Annotated in this window: 24 protein-coding genes and 1 tRNA gene; 15 read left to right on the top strand and 10 right to left on the bottom strand. The window is 62.7% G+C overall.

Annotation, left to right across the window (positions count from 1 at the left end):
• Positions 1 to 549: 549 nt before the first annotated feature.
• Positions 550 to 1248 carry a PASTA domain-containing protein gene (locus QMK22_RS10090; protein ID WP_283497504.1) on the bottom strand — a complete coding sequence of 233 codons (699 nt, stop codon included), beginning with the start codon at positions 1246 to 1248 and terminating at the stop codon, positions 550 to 552.
• Between the two features lie 818 nt (positions 1249 to 2066).
• On the opposite strand from QMK22_RS10090, the gene QMK22_RS10095 reads away from it, so the two are divergent.
• On the top strand, positions 2067 to 2312 hold the full coding sequence (locus QMK22_RS10095) for a hypothetical protein (RefSeq protein ID WP_283497505.1): 246 nt from the start codon (positions 2067 to 2069) through the stop codon (positions 2310 to 2312).
• Positions 2313 to 2518: 206 nt separating this feature from the next.
• Here the strand turns inward: QMK22_RS10095 and QMK22_RS10100 are convergent, their stop codons facing one another.
• The 5 genes from QMK22_RS10100 to QMK22_RS10120 form a co-directional block, all read right to left on the bottom strand.
• Positions 2519 to 2785 (bottom strand): DUF6112 family protein, encoded by a 267-nt coding sequence (locus QMK22_RS10100; RefSeq protein WP_283497506.1) that lies wholly within the window; start codon positions 2783 to 2785, stop codon positions 2519 to 2521.
• Positions 2785 to 3384, bottom strand: coding sequence for a M23 family metallopeptidase (locus tag QMK22_RS10105; RefSeq protein ID WP_283497507.1), 600 nt, complete (start codon positions 3382 to 3384; stop codon positions 2785 to 2787). The genes QMK22_RS10100 and QMK22_RS10105 overlap by 1 nt, the downstream gene beginning before the upstream one ends.
• Positions 3311 to 3985 carry a tyrosine-type recombinase/integrase gene (locus QMK22_RS10110; protein WP_283497508.1) on the bottom strand — a complete coding sequence of 225 codons (675 nt, stop codon included), beginning with the start codon at positions 3983 to 3985 and terminating at the stop codon, positions 3311 to 3313. Before QMK22_RS10110 ends, QMK22_RS10105 begins: the two co-directional genes overlap by 74 nt.
• A gap of 4 nt (positions 3986 to 3989) precedes the next feature.
• The gene (locus tag QMK22_RS10115) at positions 3990 to 4229 is read right to left on the bottom strand and encodes a helix-turn-helix domain-containing protein (protein ID WP_283497509.1); all 240 of its coding nucleotides are present in this window, start codon (positions 4227 to 4229) and stop codon (positions 3990 to 3992) included.
• Between the two features lie 177 nt (positions 4230 to 4406).
• Positions 4407 to 4483: transfer RNA gene (locus QMK22_RS10120), tRNA-Pro, on the bottom strand.
• Positions 4484 to 4846: 363 nt separating this feature from the next.
• Between QMK22_RS10120 and QMK22_RS10125 the strand changes: the two genes are divergently transcribed.
• The 4 genes from QMK22_RS10125 to QMK22_RS10140 all read left to right on the top strand — a co-directional run bounded on the left by QMK22_RS10125 (position 4847) and on the right by QMK22_RS10140 (position 9090).
• Complete coding sequence (locus QMK22_RS10125; RefSeq protein WP_283497599.1) at positions 4847 to 5665, top strand: SDR family NAD(P)-dependent oxidoreductase; 819 nt, start codon at positions 4847 to 4849, stop codon at positions 5663 to 5665.
• Positions 5666 to 5944: 279 nt separating this feature from the next.
• Positions 5945 to 7129, top strand: a complete 1185-nt coding sequence (locus QMK22_RS10130) for a cation:proton antiporter (RefSeq protein WP_283497510.1) — start codon at positions 5945 to 5947, stop codon at positions 7127 to 7129.
• 38 nt (positions 7130 to 7167) lie between these two features.
• Positions 7168 to 7935, top strand: a complete 768-nt coding sequence (locus tag QMK22_RS10135) for an MOSC domain-containing protein (protein ID WP_283497511.1) — start codon at positions 7168 to 7170, stop codon at positions 7933 to 7935.
• A gap of 96 nt (positions 7936 to 8031) precedes the next feature.
• Positions 8032 to 9090, top strand: a complete 1059-nt coding sequence (locus tag QMK22_RS10140; RefSeq protein ID WP_283497512.1) for a sodium:calcium antiporter — start codon at positions 8032 to 8034, stop codon at positions 9088 to 9090.
• 139 nt (positions 9091 to 9229) lie between these two features.
• On the opposite strand, the gene QMK22_RS10145 is transcribed toward QMK22_RS10140, so the two are convergent.
• Positions 9230 to 9577, bottom strand: coding sequence for a hypothetical protein (locus tag QMK22_RS10145; protein WP_283497513.1), 348 nt, complete (start codon positions 9575 to 9577; stop codon positions 9230 to 9232).
• Positions 9578 to 9717: 140 nt separating this feature from the next.
• On the opposite strand from QMK22_RS10145, the gene QMK22_RS10150 reads away from it, so the two are divergent.
• The 3 genes from QMK22_RS10150 to arfB are packed head-to-tail and all read left to right on the top strand — an operon-like array spanning position 9718 to position 11482.
• Positions 9718 to 10269: a DUF3090 domain-containing protein gene (locus QMK22_RS10150; RefSeq protein WP_283497514.1), complete on the top strand. Its 552-nt coding sequence runs from the start codon at positions 9718 to 9720 to the stop codon at positions 10267 to 10269.
• A complete protein-coding gene (locus QMK22_RS10155; protein ID WP_283497515.1) occupies positions 10269 to 11036 on the top strand; it encodes an SCO1664 family protein in 768 nt (255 codons plus the stop codon). The genes QMK22_RS10150 and QMK22_RS10155 overlap by 1 nt, the downstream gene beginning before the upstream one ends.
• Positions 11037 to 11059: 23 nt before the next feature.
• Entirely contained in the window at positions 11060 to 11482 is a 423-nt protein-coding gene (gene arfB, locus QMK22_RS10160) for an alternative ribosome rescue aminoacyl-tRNA hydrolase ArfB (protein WP_283497516.1), read from the top strand.
• A 54-nt stretch (positions 11483 to 11536) separates the two neighbouring features.
• On the opposite strand, the gene QMK22_RS10165 is transcribed toward arfB, so the two are convergent.
• Positions 11537 to 13411 carry an FAD-binding monooxygenase gene (locus tag QMK22_RS10165; RefSeq protein ID WP_283497517.1) on the bottom strand — a complete coding sequence of 625 codons (1875 nt, stop codon included), beginning with the start codon at positions 13409 to 13411 and terminating at the stop codon, positions 11537 to 11539.
• Between the two features lie 195 nt (positions 13412 to 13606).
• Positions 13607 to 14122, bottom strand: coding sequence for a hypothetical protein (locus QMK22_RS10170; protein WP_283497518.1), 516 nt, complete (start codon positions 14120 to 14122; stop codon positions 13607 to 13609).
• Between the two features lie 185 nt (positions 14123 to 14307).
• On the opposite strand from QMK22_RS10170, the gene QMK22_RS10175 reads away from it, so the two are divergent.
• From QMK22_RS10175 to QMK22_RS10205, 7 genes are all read left to right on the top strand, one after another.
• Positions 14308 to 15483: an ABC transporter substrate-binding protein gene (locus QMK22_RS10175; protein WP_283497519.1), complete on the top strand. Its 1176-nt coding sequence runs from the start codon at positions 14308 to 14310 to the stop codon at positions 15481 to 15483.
• Positions 15484 to 15561: 78 nt separating this feature from the next.
• A complete protein-coding gene (locus tag QMK22_RS10180) occupies positions 15562 to 16437 on the top strand; it encodes a branched-chain amino acid ABC transporter permease (RefSeq protein ID WP_283497520.1) in 876 nt (291 codons plus the stop codon).
• Between the two features lie 2 nt (positions 16438 to 16439).
• Complete coding sequence (locus QMK22_RS10185; protein ID WP_283497521.1) at positions 16440 to 18263, top strand: branched-chain amino acid ABC transporter ATP-binding protein/permease; 1824 nt, start codon at positions 16440 to 16442, stop codon at positions 18261 to 18263.
• Positions 18260 to 18973, top strand: coding sequence for an ABC transporter ATP-binding protein (locus tag QMK22_RS10190; RefSeq protein ID WP_283497522.1), 714 nt, complete (start codon positions 18260 to 18262; stop codon positions 18971 to 18973). Before QMK22_RS10185 ends, QMK22_RS10190 begins: the two co-directional genes overlap by 4 nt.
• 39 nt (positions 18974 to 19012) lie before the next feature.
• A complete protein-coding gene (locus tag QMK22_RS10195; protein ID WP_283497523.1) occupies positions 19013 to 19921 on the top strand; it encodes an ABC transporter ATP-binding protein in 909 nt (302 codons plus the stop codon).
• Entirely contained in the window at positions 19918 to 21510 is a 1593-nt protein-coding gene (locus QMK22_RS10200) for an ABC transporter permease (protein ID WP_283497524.1), read from the top strand. Before QMK22_RS10195 ends, QMK22_RS10200 begins: the two co-directional genes overlap by 4 nt.
• A gap of 111 nt (positions 21511 to 21621) precedes the next feature.
• Entirely contained in the window at positions 21622 to 21900 is a 279-nt protein-coding gene (locus tag QMK22_RS10205) for a cupin domain-containing protein (RefSeq protein ID WP_283497525.1), read from the top strand.
• Between the two features lie 9 nt (positions 21901 to 21909).
• On the opposite strand, the gene QMK22_RS10210 is transcribed toward QMK22_RS10205, so the two are convergent.
• Positions 21910 to 23490, bottom strand: coding sequence for a helix-turn-helix domain-containing protein (locus QMK22_RS10210; RefSeq protein ID WP_283497526.1), 1581 nt, complete (start codon positions 23488 to 23490; stop codon positions 21910 to 21912).
• Between the last annotated feature and the right edge of the window lie 98 nt (positions 23491 to 23588).

The raw sequence follows: 23588 nt of genomic DNA on the forward strand, positions 1-23588 counted from the left end.
CTTCAGAGCCGCCGACGGCGGCGAAGTCTGGAAAGACGTCCATCTCACTCCCTCTTTCCTGCTGGGCATCCGCTGGGTGCGGCCGTTAGATCGGCGGCACCAGGGGCAGTCAGCCACTCCACTGCATTGGCGGCCGGTTGGCCCGCCCGGTCCGGATGGATCTCGAGATGCAAGTGCGGACCGGTCGACTTGACCGCGGAACCGACGTCGCCGGTGTGCTGGCCATGCCGTGGGCGATCGCGAGGTCGCTGCCCGCGTGGAACTGCCGCTCGCCCGTGTACGGATCGATGTGTCACCGGAAGCTGTCGCTCGGCCCAGAGACGATCCCACACCTTGAGGAGGTCATCCCTGGGTCGAACGCTGTCGATTAGCGCAGCGACAACTCGATCATGGGGAGCTGCGAACTCGTCGACACAGGTGCCTCTTCGCAATCGGTGCGAGAGCGGGAAGCGGGTGGTGTTCCCTTAGCGTCGCGTGTTTTATGGCAGCTTGCTATCTCGTTCGATGGTGCGCCGGAACGCTTCACAAGAGTTTTGATGGCGGTATGGCTTAGCCCACCACGTCAGGCATCCACTTTTCGACCTCTGAAGCCGCGGCGGGAAACCAGATGACTTCAATGGCATCGGCAGAATCGCTTGCTTCGCTGGCGTTGTAGTCAAACCCACCCGTGTATGAGGCGATCCACCCTGTTACTTCATGCTGGGGAATGGTGTTGATTGCGTAGTCCGAGCCGTGCTCGGCGATGAAGCTTTCGAACGTGGACGGCGACTCTGCGAAGGCAATTTCCTTGTCGGTAACAACTTCGGCAAAGAATTTGTTCGTGCCCTCGGCATGCGCGATATCAGCGATGATCATTTTTACCTGATCTTTGTACGCCGCGGTGGAATAGTCGAGGGGGCCCGTATAGATCCAATGATGGGTGAGCTTAGCTGACCTCTGGTTTTCATCAACGGTGACAATTTCGTATTGCGGTCCTTGGTAGCTATAGGCATCCATGTCGGGCTCGGACGATCCCGACTCTGGGGCCGAGCCGGCAGCGTCATCGCCATCGCACGTGCGGTCTACGGTGAGGCGTGGGGCAGTATCGACCTTTGTACCATTCTCAGGCTCTTGGCTGCAGACGGTCCAGTTGGACTCGTCGACTACGCCAAACATGCCCCCGCCCAGGACCTCTACATCGTCGCCGAATCCTGCCCGTTCCACGTCGCTGAGTGCAACATCGAGTTGCTTTCCCACGACGTCTGGCATGGTGACGGTGCCTCCGCCGGAGCATCCAGCGAGGAGTAGCGCAGCGACAAAGGTTGTGAGTGTGGCAGCAAGACGGCGCATCGGTATTCCCCCGGGACGATGTAACTTCGTCGTGAAGGAGACGCGCCCGATGACCGGCATATGGACGCTGCCTGAAGCTGCGGTTCCCCTTGCCTCATACTCTAGTCCGGGAAGACACAGCTGCTGTGTCCAAATGGAGCGTGCGAGGACGGTCGAAGCGGCGAGGGCACGAACCCACGCGGTTTCGTCACCGGCACCTGACGGACACACATTTTGCCTAATGCAGTGGATTAGCGCGATTAGTTTGACCCGGGGCAAGCAGAGTCGTTCCTTCACTGTGTAAGCTTTGGTCAATCACGGTTACGTGAACCAAGGAATGTCTGTATTGGGCGACATTCAAGTGTGGATTTGAGCCACGCGAGCAAACTTCTTATCTAGGAGACAGCCGCGATGGCAAACTGCACGAAAGTCAAGTATCCAAATTTCTGGACCGCGGGCTGCGCACTCCGCGCAATTATTTCAAAGAATGCGCATGCCACAGGGAAACAGCCCGTGGCTATCCACCACTGTGGGTACTGTCGTGCGTGGCACCTCACCTCGCAAAAACCCGCGGGAAAAAAGTCAAGGCAGTGGAATGCCCTGATCTAGTCCTTGATCGCGGCGGGCGAGTGCGTATCCAGTAATCAGACATAGTCACGGAAATGATTCATAATGCCACGGGTTGTCTGGATTGCTTTGCCGGAAGGCCCTTGAGATGGGGTCTACGGAGTATTCGTCTCGTCTAATACGTTTGAAGCATGGGTGATTTCGAACCGAACTTTGCGGCGGGTGCTGGGATAGCCGTCGTTCTCGTTGTCGTGTACCTGCTGATGCTCGCGGTGGGGTTCGTGGTCAGCGCCTGGGTCACGAGCCTCTTCATTCGGCTCGTTATTCGGTTCATGCGCAAACCACTGGATCGGGAGTATCGCTATATGCGGGGCGACTACAGCTCGCCGACGCGACCCGGCGCCCAGCGCCAGACGTTCCGGCCCAATGGCTTTTGATCGTGCTGAAAGCGTTCTTTGGTGGGCGGTGAAATGTTATTCCGAATGCGCGGTGCGTGACACAGGCCGGCTGGTTGCGACAGCCTCCGGAAGAAACTGACCGCGACCGACGTAGGCGGGCTCCTGGACGGGCCGAAGTCAACCGGCACGCTGGCCCGTTGCGGGTGGAACTCCAACCCTCCGCGCGCAGTCGTGGATGCTGCCCATCAAAGCTTGGAGCCCACGCCGAGCAGAAAGTTCACCCAGGCCACACTGGCGCCCGCAAGCGCCGCCGCGCCGCACGCGACCCAGAGCACCAGTCGAGCCCGCGTAGCCGTATGAAAGTTGCCGTGCGCAGAGGCCAGCGCCCACGTCACCCCGCTGATGATCATCATGAGCACCGCGATGATGAGCACGAACCTCAACAGCGCGCCGACGATGCTTTTAAGCTCTGATGAGCCGCCGACGGCGCCGAAATCGGGAAACACGTCCATCACGCCACCGCGCATCCGCTGGGGGCGTCGGTGAGGTCGGAAGCGCCGCGGGCGGCAAGCCAGTCGACCGCATTGACGGCTGGCTGACTCGATCCGCCCGGATGGATCTCCAGGTGCAAGTGCGGACCGGTCGACTTGCCCGCGGAACCAACGTCGCCGATGTGCTGGCCAGCGACCACGCTGACGCCGACCGTGACATGCATGCCCTGCTCGTACATGTGCGCGTAGAACGAGGTGACCCGATCGCCGCCGACCGTGTGCTCGATGGTGATCAGCCCGCCGTAGGTGCCGCGTGGCCCGGCGAAGCTCACGACTCCGTCGGCGACCGCGAGGATCGGCGTCCCCAACGGTGCCGCAAGGTCACTGCCGACGTGAAAGCGACGTTCACCGGTGTACGGATCGATGCGCCATCCGAAGCTGTCGGTGTTCGTATACGTGCCCGCAGTCAGCGGAAACACGACCCGCGATGACTCGGCAACGCTCGAAGCGCGGGTCAGCGCAACCAGAATCGCTTCCGCAACTGGCTCATAGTTCGCGTACCGGTCCGGATATCGAACCGAGCTGCCCGTCGGGTCGGGGACCGGAGACGTGGCCGACACCGGCCTCCCACTGTGCGATAGCAACGCGGATCTTGTTGACCTCGACCGCGGTGAGTGCATCGGGGATGTGGGGCTCGCGGTGCAGCCGGGCCACATGGTCCATCGGGTTGGTCGGGAGGATCTCGTGCCGAACCGCGAGTTCGAGCGCCAGGCGCAGCACGACGCGCGATTGCTTGGCGCGGCTGTAGGAGAGCTTCGCCATCTGCTTGATGAATTGATCGCAGCGCACCACGCCGATCTCGCGCAGGGTGAGATATTGAAACACCGGCAGCACGAGCGTGCGCATGTTGCGCTCATACAGGTTGCGGGTGGTCTTGGAGATTCGACCCTCCGCGTCGATGTCGTCCAGCCAATACTTCACCAGGTCGGTGAAGGGGCTGTCTGGAGTCAGGAAGCCGTTCGTGGGCTGCACTTCGGTTCTCTCAGCCAGCTTGCTCTTCAGCGCGCGTTCGGCCGCCTTGGCGGTGCTGCCGGTGGCCTGCACTTGGCGCGATTGGCCATCCCAGTCCCGGTAGTGGGTTCGGGCCTCGAACTGGCCCGACGGCCTGATGCGGGTGATGATGTCGCCGAAGGTGCCGATCGTCTGACGTGGCCGCGACATCAGTTCACCGCCGAGCGGGGGTGCCGGGCTGCCCAGACGGTTCGCGCTGCTGGGCCATCCACGCCTGCACGTCGGAGATTGCGAATTTCAGATGCTTGCCGAACCGGTACGCGGCCGGACCTTTGCCGTGCACGCGCCAGTCGTAGACAGTGGAGACCGGGATGCCGAGGTAGTTCGCCAGCTCGGCGACATCCATCAGCGGCTCCAACGAGACCGTGGCTGAAGTTGCTTCGTGTGTGTTCATATTCCGTAGGTACGCCAGGCGCACCTAAACAATCAAAGACGACCAATACTGACCTGCGCACCTCACACGAGAGAGCGGCCGAGGGGCGTTCAGAGAGGGGTAAAAGGTAGGTTTTCGGTAGGGTGATCAATTTCTTAACCTAAAAAGTCCCGGAAACCCTTGAGTTTCCGGGACTTTTGGTCGGGCTGACAGGATTTGAACCTGCGACCCCTTGACCCCCAGTCAAGTGCGCTACCAAGCTGCGCCACAGCCCGCCGCTTCCACAATACGATTTCAAACTTCAAAACCTGCGGAAGACAACTGTACGAGCTTACCGCTTTATTCGGGGCTCAGAAACACATAGGCGGAGCCGTGACGGCGGCGGGATGGATTTGCGAACCTTGGCGGTCCCTGCGCTGTAGAGGGGAGCGCTAGATGCCGGCGCACGCCCACGGGCTTCGACCAGTCCCGCGATCGCCAGATAGATTGGTTACCCTGCGTGTGTCGCCGACCGAGTCACCACGATGCGCCTCGCCGGTGCCGTCGCCCTGACCTGCACCAGCGCGCACGCACGCATCCGCTTAAACACCACCAACGCCGGCATTCCCGGTCGCCACTGTCGCGAAGGACCACGCACCATGACCAAAACCATCATCATCACCGGTGCCAGCGACGGGATCGGAGCCGCTGCTGCCCGCCGGCTCTCAGCAGACGGCCACCGCATCGTGGTCGTGGGGCGCTCGGACAGTAAAACAGCTGACATCGCCAAAGAGATCGGGGCGAAGCACTACGTGGCGGATTTCGCTGATCTCTCGCAAGTGCGTGGCCTCGCCGATGACTTGCTCGCCGCCTACCCGTCGATCGACGTTCTCGCGAACAACGCCGGGGGAATTATGGGTGCGCGCACCCTGACCGTCGACGGCCATGAAATGACTTTTCAGGTCAACCATCTTGCACCGTTTCTTCTGACCACCCTGCTCATGCCCAGCCTGGTGGCGGGCAAAGCGACCGTGATTCAAACGGCGAGCCTCGCTGCCCGCATCTACGGCAAGTTCGACATTGACGACCTGCAAAACGCCCACGATTACGCGCCCCAGACGGCCTACGGAAACGCCAAACTGGCCAATATTCTGTTCACGAGAGAACTTCAGCGTCGTTACGCAGACCAAGGCCTCTCGGCGGTCTCCTTCCATCCCGGCGTGGTTGGGACGAGCTTCGCCAACGACACCACCCACGTCATGCGTTTTTTGTACCATGGGCCGCTCAAGCGGATGCTCACCATCACCGCCGACAAGGGTGCCGACCAGCTGGTCTGGCTCGCCGAGGGCATTCCCGGCACCACCTTTGAGCCTGGGGGATACTACGAATCGAAAAAGCTGGCTAAGAAAGTCAACCCGGACGCGAACGACGCGATTCTCGCTCGTTTACTCTGGGAACGGTCCGCAGCGCTGGTCTAACGCCCGGCAGTACGGATGCCGACAGCGACCTACGCTGTCGGTTTTTCGTTGCTGTCGATCCGTTCGCCGGGTACCCGTTTCGCGGCGAACCTAACACCGACACCGTGGGCCCCGCACCGAAACCGACTCCTGAGCCTCACACCGACTCTGGTTGACCCTGGCTTCTACACTGGTCCCTATGAGACCGAAAAACGCGCTCAACAAGGCGAAGCATTGGGCGCAGGTTATTGCGGGTAGCTGCAGATTCAGGCACAGGGCGCTGGCCAATGAGGTCAGCCCGTGATCCTCAGCTTTGGCATCGTGTTGCTCGCTGCCATTCTGATCTCGGGAATCGCACACCGCACGGTGCTGTCCACGGCGGTGCTGTTCCTGGTCGCGGGTTTTCTGCTCGGGCAGGGGATGGCCGGAGTCGTTGTGCTGCAGGCCGGCGATGCCCAGGTGAGCGAGATCGCGCAGATCGCCCTGTTTGTCGTGCTGTTCACCGATGGACAGCGGCTCGCCGTGCGGGAGCTCAGGCGGGCCTGGCGTTTACCCGGCCGGGCACTGCTTCTGGGCATGCCGCTGACGTTCGTCATCACGGCGCTGCTCGGCGTGTGGCTCGTGGGCCTGCCCTGGACGGAAGCGCTGCTGGTCGCCGCAGTGCTCGCCCCCACCGATCCGGTGTTCGCCTCGGCAATCGTTGGCCGCATCGAGATTCCGGCTCGAATTCGCGGCCTGCTCAACGTGGAATCAGGGCTCAACGACGGACTCGCCCTCCCGGTAGTGCTCATCCTCATCGCCTCAATCGGCGGTCCGGAAGTCGACTATTTCGTGCTCGCCCTCGAGCTGGTGGGCGGCGTCGTGCTCGGAGTGGCCGTTCCGCTGCTCGTCACATTTCTGCTGCGCATTCCCTACCTGGCAGCGACGCCGTTGTATGCCTCACTCGGCCCGCTCGCGATCGCGATCATCATCTACGGCGTCGCCACCGGCACGGGAGCAAACCTGTATCTGGCTGCTTTCTCGGCGGGCATCACCATCGCCAGCGCGGCGCCCGAGCTGCGTGATGCTTTCATCGAATACGGCGAATACATCGCCGAGATCATTAAGCTGCTGGCCATCTTCGTGTTCGGCGCGCTCATCACGCCGAGCTTTCTGGGCGACGTATCACCGCTCGGGTACCTCTTCGCTGTCTTGATTTTGGTGATTGCCCGGCCGGTAGCCGTGGAACTCTCGCTCATCGGCAGCAAACTACCGTGGGAGGAACGCGCCACCGCAGCGTGGTTCGGCCCGAAGGGTTTCGCGTCGGTGCTCTACGGCCTGCTGGTGCTGGAGAGCGGCAATGCCGACGCTGATCATTTGTTTCACCTCATCGTTGTGGCGATCTCTATTTCGATCATTGCCCATTCCTCCACCGACGTGCCCATTGCCGGATATTTCGCCCGACTGGAGAAGCAGGATCGGGCGCGGTCGGGCATCGTCCAGTAGCGCGAATATACGGGCCTGCCGATAGGGTGATCAGCATCATGCAGATAAGTGCAATCGGTATCTCGGCCCTCAAAGGGGGTCGCCACCAGCCGCGGCAACAGGTGCTGCTCGATGCTGACGGGCCCGTCGGGGACCGCGACTTCGCTTTCATTGATCAGGAGAGCGGACGGGTGCTGAAAACAGTCGAGCATCCACTTTTTCTCCGGTGCGAAGCCCGGTGGGGCGACGGGATGCTCACAATGGACGTCGATGGCCGGCCGGTGACCGCCGTACCGGAGACGACGGGAACCTTTCTCGAGCTGGACTACTGGGGCCGAGCGACCGCCATGGAGATTGTCGACGGGCCCTGGGCAGGCGAGGTCTCCCGTCTGGTGGGACGTGACGTCGTGCTCGCGCGGAGCGTGGTCGCCGGAGGCGTGGTCTACGGCGATGCCGTCACTATTGCCACGACCAGCTCGCTCGAACGGCTGGCCCGGGAATCGGGGATTGCCGTCGATGCGCGCCGGTTTCGGAGCACGTTCACCATCGATACCGGTGACGCCGCTGCTCACGTTGAGGATCTCTGGGCTGGCCGCGAACTGCACATCGGGGGAGCCCGGCTGCTCGTGAAGGCCGGCATCCCTCGGTGCGCAGTTATCGATTTCGATCCGAACACGGGCGCCAGTGGCACCAACCTGCTGAAGACTCTCGCCGGCTATCGATTGCAGGCGAGCGATATCATGTTCGGCGTCTATGCGGAGGTCCTTCAAGCGGGTACCGTGTCGGTCGGTGACGACGCGGTTCTCGTGGCTACGCCGCCGCGCTGAAGGCCGCGACGAGGCATATTCACCGGCACCAGCCGTGTGGTGGCAGAATACGACCACGTTGAGGCCAGCTGAGGTCGACGCGAATGGGAGCAAGACATGTCGTCCTGGCCGTTGTGGGTGCTCGCCGTAATATTTCTCGTCGGCGCCGTCGTGATTTGGGCGGCTGGCATCCAGCTGTCGAAGACGACGGATGTGCTCGACGCGAGGCTTCACCTCGGCAGCGCGTTGGGCGGACTTATCGTGCTCGCCCTTGCGACAAATCTTCCAGAAATCGCGATCACCGTGAGCGCTGCAATGTCGGGCAGCCTCGATATAGCCGTGGGAAACATTCTGGGTGGCATCGCCCTGCAGACCGTGGTGCTGGTGATATTGGACTTCTTCGGCCGGCGTGGGCAGGGAGTGAAACCCCTGACCTATCGCGCGGCGTCGTTGACGCTCGTGCTGGAAACGCTCGTAGTCGTCGCCGTGCTCGCTGCGGTGATCGCAGGTAGCCAACTGCCGTCGACCCTCGTTTTTGCTCGGCTAACGCCGGATGTACTTGTGATTGCCCTGCTGTGGATCGTCGGTCTCTTCCTGATCCAGCGAGCGGGCAAGGGACTCCCCTGGCACGAGAGCGGCCAGGCGCCGGACTCGTCGCCGCACGTGCAGGGGCATCGTCGGCACACCCCCGAGAAAAAGATGAGCGTTTCGAAGGCAGCGGTCATCTTTACCGTGTCGGCCGTGGCCACCCTGGTCGCCGGTGTGGTGCTCGAACGAGCGGGGGAGGCGGCATCGACACAAATTGGCCTCTCCGGAGTCTTGTTCGGCGCGACTGTTCTCGCCCTGGCCACGTCCCTGCCGGAGATTTCCACCGGCCTCCAGGCGGTGAAACAGGGAGACGACAACCTCGCCGTCAGTGACATCCTCGGCGGCAATGCGTTTCTTCCCGTGCTCTTCCTGGTAGCTACCGTCATCTCGGGCAAAGCCGTCTTGCCGCAGGCCAATTCCAGCGATATCTACCTCACCGCGCTGGCCGCGCTGCTCACCCTCGTATACACGGTCGGGCTGATCTTCCGTGCGAAACGTCGCATTCTGGGGATGGGAATCGATTCCCTGGCCGTGCTGGTGCTGTACATCGTGGGTATCGTCGGTCTGTTCGCCATGTCGGCAGCATAGATAGCGACCTCTCCGGCGGTATCAGGGTGCTCACAGCCGAAGGCCGGGTGGGTATCGACCGGCCGAAGCTAGCCCCCTCAGGCGGGATCGTCGCCACGAGCAGTACGCCGTGGCTCATAATCCAGCGGCACCAGTTCCGTCAGCGAGTGGGCATTGTATAAAAAGGGAGATCATTGCAACCGGCCTCGAGCATTTCGAGCCGAGTGCTATCGGTATTGTCACCCAACAACGTCAGAAGGGTCACGCTGTCGCGCGCGGCGATGGCGTCGCAAGCTGCCACGGAGTCAAAATGTGCTGGGTAGATGATTATTGCGAGAATCACCGCGGTCAGACCAGAGACCCAGGTGCCGACGGCAATGCCTTTCCCCTTGTGGGCGATTTGAAGGCCAACAGCAAATATGGCCGCCCCTACCGGGACGAACAAAATGCCCAGCAACAAGGGGCCAAGAATCGAAGCCAGGCCGATCCAGAGGGCGGGGTCGCGCATAATTTTGTACCCCCAATGAGGTTGTTGCCCAGCATCCACCCGCAGTGCCCCAGGCGCAAGCCCAATTTGGGAGTGTGAGCAAGCGGATGCCGCGGTGCAGGCCACAGACACCGCGCACCTGCCGCGCCTAAAGTGTTCTTATGCCCACAATCATTCACGAGTTCGCCTGGCCCGATCGGGTCGTTGTCGGCACCATCGGTCTGCCGGGGTCACGCACGTTCTACCTGCAGGTACGAGCCGGAGCGCAGGTCGTGAGTATTGCCCTCGAAAAACAGCAGTCCGCCCTGCTCGCCGAGAAGATCGACGAGATTCTCGACCAGCTCATCACCTTTGAGGGCAACCCGTTCAGCATTCCAACGTCGACTCCCGTTGAACTTGTCGACAACGACCCGCTGGAGCAGCCCATTGCGGAGGAGTTTCGGATCGGAGCGCTGACCCTGAGCTGGGACCCTTCGACGGTGCAGGTGGTCATCGAGGCCTACCCCCTGCCGGACGACGACGGCGAGGACGACGACCCGGACATGGACAGTACGGAGGTGCCGGAGATGTTGCTCGTGCGCATGCCCGTGGGCACCGCCCGAGCATTCGCCATGCGTACCCGGGAGGTTGTGGGTGCCGGTCGCCCGATGTGCCCGCTCTGCGGTTACCCGGTTGATGCTGACGGTCACACCTGCACCCTGCCCGACATCTGATGCCGCCACCCGACCTCGAGGCCGGTGAGCTGACACTGACGGGCCGCCTCACGACGGCGTCCAACGCCACGTTCCTCGGCAGCATCGAGGGGGTTGCGGTGGTCTACAAGCCGATTATGGGGGAGCATCCGCTGTGGGACTTTGCCGATGGCACCCTCGCGCACCGCGAGATCGCGGCCTACCTGGTCTCGGAGGCCCTCGGCTGGAACGTCGTACCGCGCACCTGGCTGCGCGACGGCCCGATGGGCGAGGGCATGGTGCAGCTCTGGCAGCACGCCGACCCCGCCCAGAACGCCGTCGACCTCGTGGCCTCGACGGCTGTGCCCGGCGTCGGGTGGCGACCCGTTTTCGAGGGACGCGACGAGCACGAACGGATGGTCACCCTCATTCACGAGGACACGCCGACGCTTCGACGTATGGCCGTGTTTGACGTGATCGTGAACAACGCCGACCGCAAGGGTGACCACGTTCTGGCGATGCCCGACGGTCACCGGCACGGTGTCGATCACGGGCTCACCTTTCACGTTGACCACAAACTGCGCACCGTGCTGTGGGGCTGGCTCGGCGACGCGCTCAGCGCCGACGAACTACACGGCATCGACCGGGTGCGCACCGGCTTGTCGGGCGAGCTCGGAGCGACCCTGGCCGATTTGCTCAGCACGGCCGAAATCGCGGCGCTTTCCGCGCGCTGTGACCGGTTGCGCACTGCCGAACGGTTTCCGGCCCCGAGCGGACAGATGCCCGCCGTGCCCTGGCCCCTATTCTGACCAGATCGTGCAACGCTTGGTGCATGGATCTGGAGGTATCGCCGCAACTGACCATTCCCGAGCGCGAACTCGGGTGGCGATTCTCTCGGTCGTCCGGTCCCGGCGGCCAGCACGTCAATACTTCCGACAGTCGGGTCGAGCTGTTCTGGAACGTCGCCGATTCCACGGTACTCACCGATGACGAACGGATGCTGCTGCTGACCCGCCTCGAGCATCGCCTCATTCTCGGGGTGGTCACCGTCGCCGCCTCCGAGCAGCGCTCCCAGTTGCGCAATCGGGAGACGGCCCTGCGCAAGCTCGCCGACCTGGTGTCTTCGGGCCTGGCGCCGGAAGCGGCCAAGCGCCGCCGCACCAAACCCACCAAGGGGTCGGCCCGGCGGCACCTGGCCGCCAAACAACAGCGCTCAGCCACGAAACGCAACCGTCAGCGGCCTTCAGCCGACTGACATTTACCGTCTCGCGGCATCCGCTGTCAACGCGGTTGAACTCGTGCCGTCGCGCTACCGCGCCAACAGCATCTGCCGAAAGTACGCGGCCAGATCGTCGGTGGCGGTCAGGGGCAGCACGTGCGCCACGTACTGGTCCGGACGCACCACGACAACAGCGCCATCCCGGCTGACGCCGCGAAGCTCGAAGATGTCGTGCTGCGGGTCGGCGGCATAGACCTTCTCGTAGTCGATCAAGCCGTACGGGCCGGTTCTCGGCAGAAAAGTTTCGTCGACCTGACCAAGATCAACGTCGGTGTGCGCCTGCTGGTAGACCACTTTGATGTCGAAAACACTGTCGATGTCAGCATCGGTCGGTGTGTGTGCCCGCAAGGGCGAATCCGGGGAGGTGCGCATCCACTCGGCCCACTCGATCAGTGCGGAGCCGGTGCTGGCGTCAGCAAAGGCGTACACGCGCCAGCGTCCGTCGGCGCGGTGGTGGTGGCCCAACTGCACCGGATTAGCGTCGCCGACGCGTACCGCCGGGGCGGACTTGAAGCGCTTCCCGATGGGGAACCCGGTCGCGAGCGCCTGGTGAGTCGCCTCACCAATCAACATCGACGGCGGATACTGCGTCATGAAACCGGCCGGAAACTCCGCCGTTTGGGTATAGAAATCTTCGAGCGGCACCTTGAGGTCTTCCGGCTTCGCGGCCATGAGGGTCGACCACTCCTTGTCGAAGTCGATGAGGTTCTTGGCGATTACCTGGCGCTCGGCCGAATAGGTGCTGAGCAGGCTTTCGGGGCTGCGCCCGTCGAGCACGTAGCCCAGCTTCCAGCCCAGGTTGAATCCGTCCTGCATGGACACGTTCATACCCTGGCCGGCCTTGGCGCTGTGCGTGTGGCAGGCGTCACCCGTGATGAAGACTCGCGGCGAGCGGATGCCGATCTCTTCGGGGCGTACATCGTCGAATCGATCGGTGAGCCGGTGGGCGACCTCGTACACGCTGTGCCAGGCGACGTTCTTCACGTCGAGGGTGTACGGGTGCAGAATTTCGTTCGCCTTCACGATGATCTCGTCGATCGTCGTCTTGCGCACGGCGCCATTGTCGTCGGCGGCTACTTCGCCGAGGTCGACATACATGCGAAACAGGTAGCCGCCTTCGCGCGGAATGTGCAGAATGCTGCCACCGGTGCTGGACTGGATGGCGCACTTGGTGCGAATGTCAGGAAAGTCGGTGACGGCGAGCACGTCCATGACACCCCAGGCATGCAGGGCCGCGTCGCCGGCGAGCGTGCAGCCGATGGAATCGCGTACCCCGCTGCGGGCGCCATCGGCGCCGACCACATATTTGGCGTGCACGATGCGCTCTTGACCGGTGCGCTCGCCACTGGTGTGTCGGAGCGTCACGGTGACGGGATAGTCGCCCTCGTTGGTATTGGTCAGGGTGACAAACTCAAAGCCGAAGTCCGGAGTCATTCGGGTGGGCGAGTTCGCCATCACCTCGGCAAAATAGTCCAGCACGCGGGCCTGGTTGACGATGAGGTGCGGAAATTCGCTGATGCCGGTGGGGTCATCGACGGCCCGGGCCGTGCGGATGATGTTCGACGGATTCGTGGGGTCGGGCTTCCAAAAAGCCATCTCGGTAATGCGGTAAGCCTCGGCGATGATGCGTTCGGCGAAACCGAAGGCCTGAAAGGTCTCAACGCTGCGAGCCTGGATGCCGTCGGCCTGGCCGATCGCGAGGCGCTCGCCGCGACGCTCAACGATGCGCGTGGTGATCGAGGGAAATTGGGAGAGCTGGGCGGCGGTGATCATGCCGGCCGGGCCACTTCCCACGATGAGCACATCGACGTTGTCGGGGAGCGCATCGGGGCGGTCGATGCCGACACCGGCCGCATCCTGTTGGCGGGGATCGGTGGACACGTATCCGTGGTGGTGAAACTGCACGGCTTCCTCACTTCTCTGTGTGGTCTCTGGGTGCGGGTTTCTTTGCGTCGAATCCAATGCCCGCAGCACTGTCTGTTCGATAATAGAACGAGGTGTTCTATTATCGTTTCTTGAATCATATATGGCAGCGCGAGATCCGCAATACGTGCACAGCGAAGCATCCGCTTGGGAGCGGAGAGTATGGACGAGGTTGGACTACTTCTTATCCTTTTTGTCGTCGACGATTCCGCCGATCAAACCTCCGATTTCACCGCCGAGGATGGCTCCGGCCGGTCCTCCGAGGATCGCCCCGATCCCGGCGCCGATCGCCGCGCCGGACTGGCCATAGCTGCGTTTGAAAGCCACGACCGTAGGCGGTCCCTTGGGGTCGTCCACCAGCTCGAAGGAGCCGACGGCCGCCGAGGCGATGACGAGCGCCACGGGGCTGGCCGTGCCGCTGACCGCCAGCTTGCTGTAGACCTCTCGCGATTCGAAGTATGCGCGCTGGGGATTGCCCTTGGGCTCGCCAGCGTCAAAGCCGATCTTGTAGAGGGCCAGGAGCGTCTTCGCTTCCGTATCGGTGATCAATTTGGCCGTGGTCAGCCGGGCGAGCACCGCCTTCTGCTCGGCGACGAGGTCGCCTTTGTTCTCCGCCATAATGCGTCGGGTCTCGGTCCGAGCGGCGTGCATGGCGTCGCTCATTCCGGTTCCGGGGTTGGGTGTGAATTCCATTGTGTGCCTCCTTGAGAGTCGGCTTACACCGCTGAACACCGGCGGTCAATGGCGAGGGGGCTTTCGTTCCGCCGAGCGGGGCCTGCGCGCAACCGTGGCTGAGGTGAAACGATAGGCTCTATCGACGGAACCCGCTTGAACATCAAGTGGCATCATCGCTCGCCCTGGCCAAGGAGGTCCACTTAATGACAAGAAAACTGCTTTCTGCCGCAGTATGCGGTTCAGCTCTACTGCTCGCCATCACTGGTTGCAGCACCGCGACCAGCACAGAATCGACCGCGGGTGGCGGTCTGACTGGATCGGGGACCGGCGCGGACTGCACCATCGATTCCCCTATCCCCATTGCCGCCTCGTTCAGCCTCACCGGTGCCGCGGCACAGTATGGCGCCGGCCAGAAAAACGCGCTGGAACTCGCTATTGAGGACCTCAACAAGGTCGGCGGCGTCACCTACGCCCTCACCGTCGAAGACGACGCGACCGACCCGAAACAGGCCATCCAGGTCTTCGACACCTTCATCGCCGCCGGCGCCAGTATCATCATCGGCCCGACACTGTCGAACACGGCCAAGCAGACCGACCCGATCGCTCAGGACGCTCAGGTACCCGTGCTCGGCGTTTCGAACACGGCCGCTGGCATTACCGAAATCGGCGACTACATCTTCCGCGATTCGCTCACCGAAGAATCCGTCATTCCGCAGACTGTCAAGGCTGCCGTTGACAAGCTCGGCGTGAAAAAGGTTGTTGTCATGTACAGCAACGATGACGCCTTCACGGAATCCGGTTACCAGGCCTTCGCCGCGGCACTCAAGGACCAGAACGTGGAAGTGGCCGACACTCTCACCTTCTCGAAGTCGGACACCGACTTTCGCGCCCTGCTGAACAAGGCGAAGCAGTCCGACGCCGACGCCATCGTGGTCTCTGGCCTCATCGACGCGGCCGTGCCGCTCGTGAGCCAGGCCCGCGAAATCGGCATCGACACTCCGATCATCGGCGGTAACGGCTTCAACTCGCCCGCTCTGCTCGCTGGTGCCGGTGCGGCAGCCGAGGGCGTTATCGTGGGGGCCGCGTGGAACTCAGCATCCGATAACGATCAGAACGTCAAGTTCATTGCGGACTACACGGCCGCCTACGACGCTGCTCCCGACCAGTTCTCCGCGCAGGCTTACGCCGGCATGCAGATCATCGATGACGCCGTTCGTTCCGAATGCTCGGGCGAGCGTGAGGACATCAAAACGGGCCTCGGCAACGTCAAGGATGTTCCGACCGTTTTGGGCGACGTGAGCCTGAACGAAAACCGCGACGCCGTGCACGACGCTCTCGTGCAGATCGTCCAGGACGGCCAGTTCACCATCCTGAACTAGGTTCCACCGCTCCACTAATTACGAACCGGCCGTGTGCCGCCCTCCGGCGGCACACGGCCAAAAACAGGGACGTCACCAATGCAACTCTTTCTGGACGGGATCTTTCTCGGTTCCATCTATGCTCTGTTCGCCATCGGCTTCACCTTGGTGTTCGGTATCCTCGACCGGCTGAACCTGGCGCACGCTGCGGTTTTCACTGCCGGCGCCCTCGTCGGGATTGAGATCGTCACCCGCCTGGGTGTACCCATCTGGTTGCTGATCCCCATGGTTCTCGTCTTTGGCGCGGTCCTGGGCATCCTGATCGAACGCATTGCCTTCCGGCCGCTCGCCGGGCGGCACGACGCCCACTTCGCCGGTTTGATCTCCTCGATCGCCTTCGGTGCCATCCTCCTGTCGTTATTGCAGGCTATGTACGGCGCCGACACCCGTCGATTCCCCGCAGACATTTTTACGCCCACCAGAGTGGAGATTCTCGGCGCTACAGTTTCGCTCCTGCAGGTCGTCATCCTGATCATCAGCGTGTCGCTGATGATCGTGCTGACCTGGCTCGTTGCTAAATCCAAGCTGGGTCGCGGCATGCGCACTATCGCTGAAAACCCGCACGCGGCCGCAGTGCTGGGCTTGAACGTTGGCCGGATCAGCAGCACGACCTTCGCCCTCTCGTCGGCGCTGGGTGCGGTGGCCGGTGTGCTCTTCACCCTCAACGTCAACGCAGCCTCGCTCGGAATCGGTCATGCCGTAGAACTCAAAGCCCTGGCCGTGATCGTGGTCGGTGGCATGGGTTCCCTGCCCGGCGCTCTGATCGGCGGTCTCATCCTCGGCGTGGCCGAGGTTCTGGCCGTAAACTACATCGGCAGTTCCTGGCGTGACATGGTGGCGTTCGGGCTTTTGTTCCTGATCCTGATCCTTCGGCCCCAGGGGCTCTTCGGCGCACGCAAGACGCGGGAGGTGTGAGCGTGCTGGTCGAATACAACTCACTCATCACCCTGATCGCACTGACAGCGATCCTCGCCTTCAGCTTCTACGCCGTACTGATCGCCGGGCAGCTGAGCTTGGCCCAGGTCGGGTTGGCCTCCCTCGCGGCTTTCACCTCCTCCCTCGTTGTGCCCGCCGAGCCGTTATTCGGCTTCATCCCACCGCTGGCTGTTGGCATTGTCTTCGGCATGTGCGTCGGTATCATCGCGGCCTTCATTTTGGGGCTGCCGGTCATCCGCTTGCGCGGGGTGTTCCTCGCCATCGCCACCCTCGCCTTCGGCGAAATGGTGCGGATCTTTCTGATCAACCAATCCTGGACGAACGGCGCGCAGGGGATGAGCTTTCCCAAGCTCGTCGGCATCGAAATTGCCTGGATCGCCCTGGTCGTGGTGGCATTCTGGTTCTGGCGCCTCTCCGGCTCCCGCCTGGGACGGGCCTTCGCCGCGATTCGCGAAGACGAATTGGCCGCCACCTCCATGGGCATCGACGTTGCCCGCTACCGCATGGCGTCGTTCGTTATCGCGGGCGCCGTTGCCGGTCTGTACGGCGTGCTGCTGACCTACTTCTCTCGGTTCGCTGATCCCAACGAGTTCTCCTTCACCGCCGCCGTTGATGGCCTGGTCACCGCGGTCGTGGGCGGTGTGACCCTCTTCGTGGGTCCGGTCCTGGGCTCCGTCTTCCTCTCCGTGCTGCCCGAGGTGCAGCGTGTGCTCGGCGTAGACGCCGGCTGGATCCGCCCGACAGTCTCCGGCGTGCTGCTCCTGGTCGTGATTCTCTTCCTACCGGGCGGCCTGTCCGGACTCATCCCGCGCCGGAAGTCCGCCAAGCGCCTCATCGTTGACCCGGCCGCGCGGCCCGACCTGCCCGACCTCCCAGCACCCGGCACCGAGCTCGTGCGCCTGCAGAGCCTTGGCAAGTCCTACGGCGGGGTGCACGCGGTGCGCTCGGTTGACCTCACGGTGGCAGCGGGTGAGGTTCTCGGCCTGATCGGCCCGAACGGTGCAGGCAAGACCACCCTCGTCAATATGGTGACCGCGTTGACTCCGCCGAGTACCGGCAGCGGGTCGGTGCTCGGAGTGAACCTCACCGACAGCACGAAGGCTCACCGTCTGGCTCAAGCCGGGGTTGCCCGCACGTTCCAGCAGATCAAGCTGTTCAACCGGCTCTCTGCCCTGGAGAACGTGCTGGTCGGCGGGTATCGCATCACGCACGATACGTTGCTGCGGCGCTTGTTCTTTCTGCCCTCCGCCCGACGGTTTGAGCGTGAGGCCGTCGCAATGGCATCCGCTCAATTGATCCGCGTGGGGCTGGGTGACAAAGCGGCCAATGCCGCGGGGGACCTCTCCTACGGTGACCAGCGCCGGCTGGAGATCGCGCGCGCGCTCGCGTCGCATCCGTCACTGTTGGTTCTGGACGAGCCGGCAGCCGGCATGAACCACGTCGAAGCCGGCCGGTTGTCGGAGCTGATTCGTTCTCTCGCCGCCGACGGAATCGCCGTACTGGTGATCGAGCACAACGTGCGCATGATGCTGGCCACCTGCGATCGCATCATGGTGCTGAACTTCGGTGAGGTTATCGCGTCGGGCACACCCGGTGAGATCGCCCGTGACCCGAAGGTACTGGAGGCCTACCTCGGCTCCAGCGGCTCCGACGCCGACTCCGACGCCGCAGCCGTGTTGGCGGCTGAAGACCTCGCCGAAGTCACCGCAGAATCGGTCAGGGACCACAATCGGGGTCATGCCGATGCTGGCCCGGACGGTCGGTCGAACGAAAGTGGTGCAACGGACGTGGAGGACAACCGATGAGTGATCCGATCCTGAGCGTCGAAGGTTTGCAGGTCAACTACGGTCGCGTTGAGGCCGTGCGCAACGTCTCCTTTGAGGTGGCGGCGGGCTCCCTGGTTACGCTGGTGGGCGCCAACGGCGCCGGCAAAACATCCGTTTTGAACGCCGTTTCCGGTCTGCTCCGTGCGCGTCAGGGTGTCATCCGGTTTAAAGGCCAGGACATCACCAAGTGGCCGGCACACCGGTTGGTCAAAGCCGGGCTCGTTCAAGTTCCGGAGGGTCGCGAGATTCTCGGAACCCTGACGGTGGCGGAAAACCTGAGTCTGGGTGGCTGGCACCGTGGCAGCACCCTGCACAAGAATGTGGCCGGCGTGTACGAACGGTTCCCGGTGCTCTTTGAACGGCGCAAGCTGCAGGCCGGCGCCCTCTCCGGAGGCGAGCAGCAGATGCTCTCCATCGCCCGAGCTCTCATCGCCGAGCCGGAGATCTTGCTGCTCGACGAACCATCGATGGGGCTCGCGCCGCTGATCGTGGACGAGGTGTTCGCGGTGATCGAGGAGATTCGTCTGACCGGCACCACGGTGGTGCTCGTTGAGCAGAACGCCCGGCGTGCTCTCGCGGCGGCCGATTTCGGCTATGTGCTCGAGACCGGGGAAATCACCCATTCCGGACCGGCACACGAACTGCTCGCCGACGAGAAAGTCATCGAGGCTTACCTCGGCTTGGACTAAAATTCATTCGGCACGTGACCTGTCAGGAGACGAGGAATCATGAGCGCGAACGCTGTGATCGAGATTGCCGGGCTGGTCAAGTCCTACGGAAAGTTCCCAGCCCTGAACGGGCTGGATCTGACAGTCGACCAGGGTCAGGTGCACGGATTCCTCGGGCCGAACGGCTCGGGAAAGTCCACCACGATCCGTGTACTGCTGGGCCTGCTGCGCGCGGACGGCGGGACAGTGCGGCTGCTCGGCGGCGACCCGTGGAAAGACGTGGTTGAGCTGCATCGGCGGCTCGCCTATGTGCCCGGCGACGTCTCCTTGTGGCCCGGGATGACCGGTGGTGAGGCGATCGACCTGCTCGGCGCTCTGCGCGGCGGGCTCAATGAAAAGCGTCGTGCCGAGCTCGTGGACCGGTTCGAGCTCGACCCGACGAAACGCGGTCGACAGTATTCGAAAGGCAACCGGCAGAAGGTCGCCATCGTGGCGGCGCTGGCCTCGGATGTGGAACTGCTGATCCTGGACGAACCGACGAGTGGCTTAGACCCGCTGATGGAGAACATCTTCCTGGAAGTGATTGCGGAGGCCAAGCAGCGCGGTACGACCGTACTGCTGTCCAGCCACATCCTCGCCGAGGTAGAATCGCTGGCTGATCGGTTGAGCATTATCCGTGACGGCCGGATCGTCGAGACTGGAACGCTGACCGAATTGCGTGGGCATACCCGCACCTCGATTCACGCGGTGTTGCAGCGGATCCCGCCGGAGGATGAGATGGATGCGTTCCGCGACGTTCGCCTCGATGGCGCCAAGCTGACCGGAACGGTCGACTCGAACCGGATCGGTGAGGCGATGAGCTTTCTCGCGCCCTATGGCATCCAGTCGCTGACGGTGGAACCGCCGTCGCTGGAGAGCCTGTTCCTGCGCCTCTACGAGACTGACACTCCCGCGGCCGCGACCTCATGAGCACGATGCTGGCCGGCGCGGCACCGCTGTTGCGCACGACCCTCAAGCACGACGGTCGCCGTTTCGCGCCGTGGATTGTCATCGTCACTTTTCTGTCCACATCCTCGGTGCTGGTTTATCCGTGGATTTTTCCTAGTCAGCAGGACCGGGCCGGCCTGGCCGCTGCGGTCGGCGGGAACCCGGCGGTCGGGCTCATTTTCGGTCCTGCGTTTGATCTGTCCACGACGGACGGGTTCAATGCCTGGCGCAGCCTGGCCCTGGGCGGTTTCATGACCGCGCTCGGCGCCATTTTTGTACTGACGCGTGCCACCCGCGGCCAGGAAGATTCCGGTCAGGCCGAATTGCTGGCGTCGGGGGTTCTGGGGCGGGCCAGCAGGCTGCTCGTCGGCATCGGTCTTGCACTGATCGGCTCGCTCGCGCTCGGTGTGATCGCGAGCGTGCTGACCGGTTTGTCCGGCGGGGATTGGCCGTCGTCCCTCCTGCTGGGGGCGACTTTCACGGCTACCGGGTGGATGTTCGCTGCGGTGGCGGCGGTGACGGCCCAAATCGGGTCCGACTCCCGCACCGCGAATTCCATCGCCGTTGGTGTACTCGGCGTGCTGTTTCTGCTCCGGGGTTTCGCCTATTCCATTCAGGCGCCGGACTGGACGGTGTGGATCAACCCGCTCGGCTGGATGACCCAAACCCACCCGGGCACCGGCAACCACTGGTGGCCGCTCGGCTACGCGCTGGCCCTCACGCTCGTGCTGACCACAATCGCATTCACCCTCCAGTCCCGACGTGACTTCGGGCAGGGCGCCATCGCCCCGCGTCCCGGTCCCGCCCGCGGGAAAGACCGCTCGACCTGGCGACTCGCGGTGCGGTTGAACGGCGGGCCGATCATCGCCTGGACGGTGGCCTTCCTGGCCCTCGGCCTTGTTTTTGGCTACTTTGCGACCTCGATCAACGACATCCTGGGCAACGACAGTAACGTGTCGCAGATGCTCGCCGCCGGGGCGACCACCCCGGATGCCCTGATCGCTGCGTTCATCGTCACGATCCTCAGCCTGGTCGGCATCATCGCTGCCATCCCCGGCGTGCAAATCATGCTCAAGCTCCGCACGGAGGAGATGGAAGACCGGGTCGAGCTCGTCATCGCCACGAAGGTGCGCCGGGTTCGGTTCTACGCAAGCAACGTGATCCTCGCGTTGGCGGCCCCGACTCTCTTTCTGCTGATCGCCGGTGTGTTGATCGCCACTTTGGCGTCGGCCGCAGACATCGGTGTCGATTTCGGCGATGCCGTTCTTCAGACGGTCGCAACCGTACCGGCCGTGTGGACCATTATCGCCGTGTCGATCGCCGTGGTCGGAGCCAGGCCTCAGGTCAGTCTGGCGGCCTGGGTGGGCGTGCTGTCGTCGTTTGTGCTCACCCTGCTCGGTCCCAGCTTCAAACTGTGGGATTCGGTGCTCGCCTTCAGCCCGTTCTGGCACGTGCCGAACGTCACCAACAGCGACGCGGACGTGTGGGGACTGCTGTGGATCACACTCGTGACAGCGTTGTTCCTCGTTGTCGGATTTATCGGATTCCGTCGGCGCGACCTGGCCCGATGAGTTTCACCGCACGAGCGGAGACGGTGTGGGACGCTCGTCGGGTAACCGGTGCCGTCGCGGTCCCACCGGTCAGTAAGCTCGTGTCACACACGCATCGAACAAAGGAAAACAATGGCAACCGGCGAGACTCAACTCGACAACGGCATTTTTCGATCGACCAAATGGACGATTGAACCCGGAGACGTCATCCCCATGCACGTTCATGAATATGAATACGTGGTCGTGCCTCTCGTGAATGAAACCATGCACGTGGTCAACGCCGACGGTTCAGAGATCGTCGCCGAAATTCGCACCGGGCAGAGCTACACGCGTCCCTCCGGCGCCGAACACACGGTTGAGAATCGTGGCACCCGCACCATTGAATTCGTCGAGGTCGAAAAACTCGTCTAGCTTGCGCGGCTACTGGGCGTGATATTCAATATTGTCTTGCAGCGCCAAAACCTCATCCTGGAATGCCAGATAGAGGTTGGCGATCGTGGCGGTGTTGCTCATGGAAGTGCCCAGTAGCTCCTCGCATTTGCGCAGCCGGTACCTCACCGTGTTGGCATGAACAAAGAGATGCCGCGCACTCCGACCGACATCCTGATCCAGCGCCAAATACACGATCAGGGTGTCGATCAAATCACCATCCAGGTTCAGCGTCGCGACAAACTTGCGCAATTTGTCTTCGAGCTGGGGCGCTTCGCGTCGGGCCAGAAGCCAACTGGCCAGGTCAACTTCATCCAAGCGCACCACGGTGCGCTGCGCTCCAGGGTGACGACCCGCCTGAGTGGCGCGGCGCCGCGCTATCTCCAATGCCGTTTCGGCCTCGCGGAATGCCAGGGGAGTGCTGGCCAGCTCGCTGAACGGTTCCGATGCTCCGACGACGAGTTCGGTGCCGGCCAGGGTGAGCCAGTCGGTGAGAACACCGGAGTTGGCGACCAAGGCGTGGATGCTCGCCATCGTTCGAGACCCACCGCCATTCTCATCGAGCAGTAGTCCCAGGCCGCCGAGCGCTGCCTCCTGCAGCAAGCCCTCGATCAGGTGCTTGGCGGCGGGCTCGCCAGACGGGGTGGAGATGGCGACAGCCCGCAGCGATTCATAGGCGATGAATCGAAACGGATTCATACGATTCCAGTAGCGATGTTCCCGGGAAGGCGAGATGCCATCCTGAAGCGCCACCAGTAGTTGCGCATTTTCGTACAGCTCGCGGGACAGGCCGATTTGAGTGATGCCGTTGATGGCGCCCAGAAGACGCTGAGTGGTCTGCAGTAGTACGTCGCCGAGGTCGTCCAGCATGGTGGAATTGCGGCTCGCGAGCACGAGCCGATAGGTCTTGCCGCGCAGCACGATGGACTTTCCAATCGCCTCCCAGCGCCCGACGGTGAAGCGCTCCTGAACGCCCCCGGAGCGCTGCATCTCGGTCCACATGAGACGGATCGGGCCCTCACCGGCCGAGGCGACGACTCGACCGGAATCTTCATACAGCACCGCCGAACCGCGGCACGACGAAGCGAGTTTGGCGATGAGCGCATCAATCGGCTGGTCCGATGACATGCTCTGCAGAAGTTCATTCATAAACCAGGCCGCACGCTTCAGAAGATAGGCGTCAGCCGACAGTTTGGACTGGTTCACGAAATTTTCGACGGTATAAAACGGCACCTCGGCGGCCACCGTGTAGAGCGGAAAATTCTCAGTACGTGCGGCCGCGACCAGGGCCGGTGGAACCTCGTCGAAATGCACGCCGACACCGAAAAACATCGCGGTGGTTTGCGCTTCGCGCATGTCCCTGATCAGCGATAGGGCTTGCATCTCGTCGCGTTCGTGGCCGATAAAGAGCAGCCCGGTGGTGAGCAGCACCGTGCCTGGTTCGACCCAGCGCCCCGGATCACCCAGTTCACTCGTTCGGGCCGCCAGAACGAGGCTCTGGGCATCTCCGGGCACGACGGGAATGATCCCGAGTGCGTCTTCGCCGACCAGTTCGCCGAGTGTTATTGACAAAGGATCTCCCGAGTTTGTGCGCTTCGTCGTGTTAACACTGTGTTTCGTGGTGACGCACGTTGGCAAAGCACGGCTGCTCGTTGGAGTTTATCCAAAAA

This window comes from Cryobacterium sp. PH29-G1, from assembly GCF_030063365.1.
In the GTDB taxonomy this organism is placed as follows: domain Bacteria; phylum Actinomycetota; class Actinomycetes; order Actinomycetales; family Microbacteriaceae; genus Cryobacterium.

What these genes read in the sequence shown, in the direction of transcription:
- QMK22_RS10090 (WP_283497504.1), bottom strand. Translation starts at nt 1,248, where the DNA reads ATGCCAGACGTCGTGGGAAAGCAACTCGATGTTGCACTCAGCGACGTG.
- QMK22_RS10095 (WP_283497505.1), top strand. Translation starts at nt 2,067, where the DNA reads ATGGGTGATTTCGAACCGAACTTTGCGGCGGGTGCTGGGATAGCCGTC.
- QMK22_RS10100 (WP_283497506.1), bottom strand. Translation starts at nt 2,785, where the DNA reads ATGGACGTGTTTCCCGATTTCGGCGCCGTCGGCGGCTCATCAGAGCTT.
- QMK22_RS10110 (WP_283497508.1), bottom strand. Translation starts at nt 3,985, where the DNA reads ATGTCGCGGCCACGTCAGACGATCGGCACCTTCGGCGACATCATCACC.
- QMK22_RS10115 (WP_283497509.1), bottom strand. Translation starts at nt 4,229, where the DNA reads ATGAACACACACGAAGCAACTTCAGCCACGGTCTCGTTGGAGCCGCTG.
- QMK22_RS10125 (WP_283497599.1), top strand. Translation starts at nt 4,847, where the DNA reads ATGACCAAAACCATCATCATCACCGGTGCCAGCGACGGGATCGGAGCC.
- QMK22_RS10135 (WP_283497511.1), top strand. Translation starts at nt 7,168, where the DNA reads ATGCAGATAAGTGCAATCGGTATCTCGGCCCTCAAAGGGGGTCGCCAC.
- QMK22_RS10140 (WP_283497512.1), top strand. Translation starts at nt 8,032, where the DNA reads ATGTCGTCCTGGCCGTTGTGGGTGCTCGCCGTAATATTTCTCGTCGGC.
- QMK22_RS10145 (WP_283497513.1), bottom strand. Translation starts at nt 9,577, where the DNA reads ATGCGCGACCCCGCCCTCTGGATCGGCCTGGCTTCGATTCTTGGCCCC.
- QMK22_RS10150 (WP_283497514.1), top strand. Translation starts at nt 9,718, where the DNA reads ATGCCCACAATCATTCACGAGTTCGCCTGGCCCGATCGGGTCGTTGTC.
- QMK22_RS10155 (WP_283497515.1), top strand. Translation starts at nt 10,269, where the DNA reads ATGCCGCCACCCGACCTCGAGGCCGGTGAGCTGACACTGACGGGCCGC.
- arfB (WP_283497516.1), top strand. Translation starts at nt 11,060, where the DNA reads ATGGATCTGGAGGTATCGCCGCAACTGACCATTCCCGAGCGCGAACTC.
- QMK22_RS10170 (WP_283497518.1), bottom strand. Translation starts at nt 14,122, where the DNA reads ATGGAATTCACACCCAACCCCGGAACCGGAATGAGCGACGCCATGCAC.
- QMK22_RS10175 (WP_283497519.1), top strand. Translation starts at nt 14,308, where the DNA reads ATGACAAGAAAACTGCTTTCTGCCGCAGTATGCGGTTCAGCTCTACTG.
- QMK22_RS10180 (WP_283497520.1), top strand. Translation starts at nt 15,562, where the DNA reads ATGCAACTCTTTCTGGACGGGATCTTTCTCGGTTCCATCTATGCTCTG.
- QMK22_RS10190 (WP_283497522.1), top strand. Translation starts at nt 18,260, where the DNA reads ATGAGTGATCCGATCCTGAGCGTCGAAGGTTTGCAGGTCAACTACGGT.
- QMK22_RS10195 (WP_283497523.1), top strand. Translation starts at nt 19,013, where the DNA reads ATGAGCGCGAACGCTGTGATCGAGATTGCCGGGCTGGTCAAGTCCTAC.
- QMK22_RS10200 (WP_283497524.1), top strand. Translation starts at nt 19,918, where the DNA reads ATGAGCACGATGCTGGCCGGCGCGGCACCGCTGTTGCGCACGACCCTC.
- QMK22_RS10205 (WP_283497525.1), top strand. Translation starts at nt 21,622, where the DNA reads ATGGCAACCGGCGAGACTCAACTCGACAACGGCATTTTTCGATCGACC.